Origin of the sequence: Novosphingobium sp. HR1a (assembly GCF_015594425.1) — a bacterium.
Lineage (GTDB): Bacteria > Pseudomonadota > Alphaproteobacteria > Sphingomonadales > Sphingomonadaceae > Novosphingobium > Novosphingobium resinovorum_A.
The window spans coordinates 1-2,550 of the sequence record NZ_JABXWS010000125.1 but is presented as its reverse complement, the minus strand read 5'-3'; the positions used below and the strand labels follow the sequence as shown (position 1 = coordinate 2,550).

General features: G+C 63.7%; 2 protein-coding genes. Both read right to left on the bottom strand.

Annotation, left to right across the window (positions count from 1 at the left end):
• On the bottom strand, positions 1–868 hold an 868-nt coding region (gene istB, locus HWN72_RS30510; RefSeq protein WP_211152302.1), incomplete at its 3' end, for an IS21-like element helper ATPase IstB.
• Positions 865–2,328, bottom strand: a complete 1,464-nt coding sequence (istA, locus tag HWN72_RS30505; protein ID WP_248006498.1) for an IS21 family transposase — start codon at positions 2,326–2,328, stop codon at positions 865–867. The genes istA and istB, both read right to left, overlap by 4 nt.
• Between the last annotated feature and the right edge of the window lie 222 nt (positions 2,329–2,550).

The following is a 2,550-nucleotide window of genomic DNA, read 5'->3' as shown; positions in this document are numbered from 1 at the left end:
AGTGCCTGTTTAGATTGTCGCTGGCAAGTTCGTCGTTCTCATCCTGATTGACGCGGATGGTCTCGAGAACCTTTGGCGTAGTGTATGCGGCGGGCCGCCCGGCACCGGCGCGTCTGGCCTGAGCGGTGCGCCGCCGGTAACTTTCGACGTTCATCTCGAAGATGGTGGCGTGGTGGACGAGCCTGTCGACAGCGGCGAGCGTCATCGCGGGATCGGGGAAGACCCTGTTCCACTCGCCGAAGGGCTGGTTGGCGGTGATCAGCAACGACCGTCGCTCGTAGCGTGCGCTGATCAACTCGAAGAGCACCGATGTCTCGGCTTGGTCGCGCGAGATGTAGGCGAAGTCGTCGAGAACCAGCAGGTGGTATTTGTCGAGCTTGGCCATCGCGGATTCGAGCGCGAGTTCGCGCCGCGCGACCTGCAGGCGTTGCACGAGGTCGGAGGTCCGGGTGAACAAAACCCTCCAGCCCCGCTCTACCAGCGCTAGGCCGATAGCTGCGGCGAGGTGGGTTTTGCCGCCGCCGGGCGGACCGAACAGGATGAGGTTGGCACCTTGCTCGAGCCAACCATCGCCAGCGCACAGGGCCATGACCTGGGCCTTGGAGATCATCGGCACGGCATCGAAGGCGAAGCAGTCGAGGGTCTTGCCTGCGGGTAGATGTGCCTCTGCCAGGTGGCGTTCGATCCGACGCCGATCGCGTTCGGCAAGTTCGTGCTCGGCCAGCGCGGCGAGGAATCTGCTGGCGGGCCATCCTTCCTTGTCTGCCTGGGCGGCGAAGTCCCCCCAGATGTGCTTGATGGTGGGCAAGCGCAGTTCGTTGAGCATGAGGCTGAGACGCTGTGCATCAATCATGGGAGTTGCGTTCATGCGGCTTCTCCCTGTTCGATAAGTCCGTCGTAGATCGAGAGCTGCACCAGTTCGACCACGACTTCGGGCAGATCGGCAGGGTCCGGACAGAACCGGGCCCGCAAGGTTGTCAGGCAGGGCGTTCGGCGCGCCGCCAGGTCCTCGGTCAGGAGCCCCGCGAGTTCAGCTTCGCATGCACGCTCGTGAGCCATGGCCAGAAGTTCGACGGTGGTGCGGCAGGCTTCCCGCTCGCCCTGAACTTCCAGCAGGTGGTCGAACATCAGGCGATAGGCCTCTCGCGGGAACAGGCTATCGCGATAGACCAGCCCTAGCAGTGCCATGGGCTTACGGCGCAGAGAATGGATCACGTGACGGTAATCGACAACGTGGCCGTGCTTCCCGTTCATGCCTGCGCGTCCGCGCGGCAGGGTCATGAGTCTCGTGCCGCCGATGAAGAGGTCGAGGCGGTCATCATACAGGCGAGCCCGCAAACGGTGCCCGATCAGGCGGGATGGGACCGTGTAGAACACCTTGCGCAACGTGAAGCCGCCCGAGGATGTGACCGTCACGAGGATCTCCTCGTAATCGGTGGTGCGCACGTCCGGCAGCGGCCGCAGGAACTTGCGTTCGGCATCGATCCCGGGGCCGTGCCGCCGGTTGCGCGCATTTACGACCTCGTCGATGAAGCGGCGATAGTCGGCAAGGTCGGCGAAGTCGCCACTGCCGCGCAGCAGCAGCGCATCCCTTATGGCAGCCTTGATATGGCCATGGGCACTCTCGATCGCGCCGTTCTCATGGGCAACGCCCCGGTTGTTCCTCGTGGGCTCCATTCCATAATGGTCACAGAGCGCGTCATAACGCTTGGTCAGGTCGATCCTGGCATCAGCGTCCAGATTGCGGAAGGCGGCCGAGAGGCTGTCGGTACGATGAAGCTTCGGCGCACCACCTGCGGACCAGAGCGCGTTCTGCAGCCCTTCGGCCAAGGCGACGAAGCTCTCGCCGCCCAGGATGATGTGCCCGTGTTCGAAGCCGCCACAAGGAAGCCGGAAGTGATAGAGCAGATGGTCCAGGGGCTGTCCGGCGATGGAAACTCCCAGATCGTCCATGCACGTGAAATCGGACAGGCCGAGCCGCCCGGCCTCATGCACTTGCCGGAAAATGACTTCGCGATCTTGCCCGTTCATGGCGCGCCAGTCGCGAATGCGCCTCTCCAGGGTTCGCCGGGAGCCGAACTCCGTCTCGGGATATCGGCGCCGCAGCTCCTCGAAGATCGCTATGGGCCGAAGGCCCGGGGCAGCCTCTAACATCGGCACGACAACTTCATCGAAAATACCGGCAAGCGGATCGGGTCGGCGCCGGCTGCGCGGTGTTTGCCGCTGTGATGGCAGCCGGGTGTCCTGCAGAACCCGATAGCCCGTCGCCGGACTGAACCCGGCCTTCGCCGCCGCCAGCGCGACGGGGTCATAACGTCTGTTGGTCATGAAAAGCCTCACTTGATGATCGTTGATGTGTCGGCCGGCCACACGCCCAGTCCTCCTCCCCGGAAAACCGATGCATAGCGGCCACCACGACCATCACAGGCACCCGGCAAAGAGTGCCTCCGGTGTGTCGGGACCGGCTACGGGCTACGCCCTACGCCGATCCCGACACACCGGATTCTCATCTTGATTGTCGCGCTTTCTCATCCAGATCGCCGCGCGACA

Excerpts from the sequence above, each read along its gene's own strand:
- istA (WP_248006498.1), bottom strand. The coding sequence starts at position 2,328 with ATGACCAACAGACGTTATGACCCCGTCGCGCTGGCGGCGGCGAAGGCC.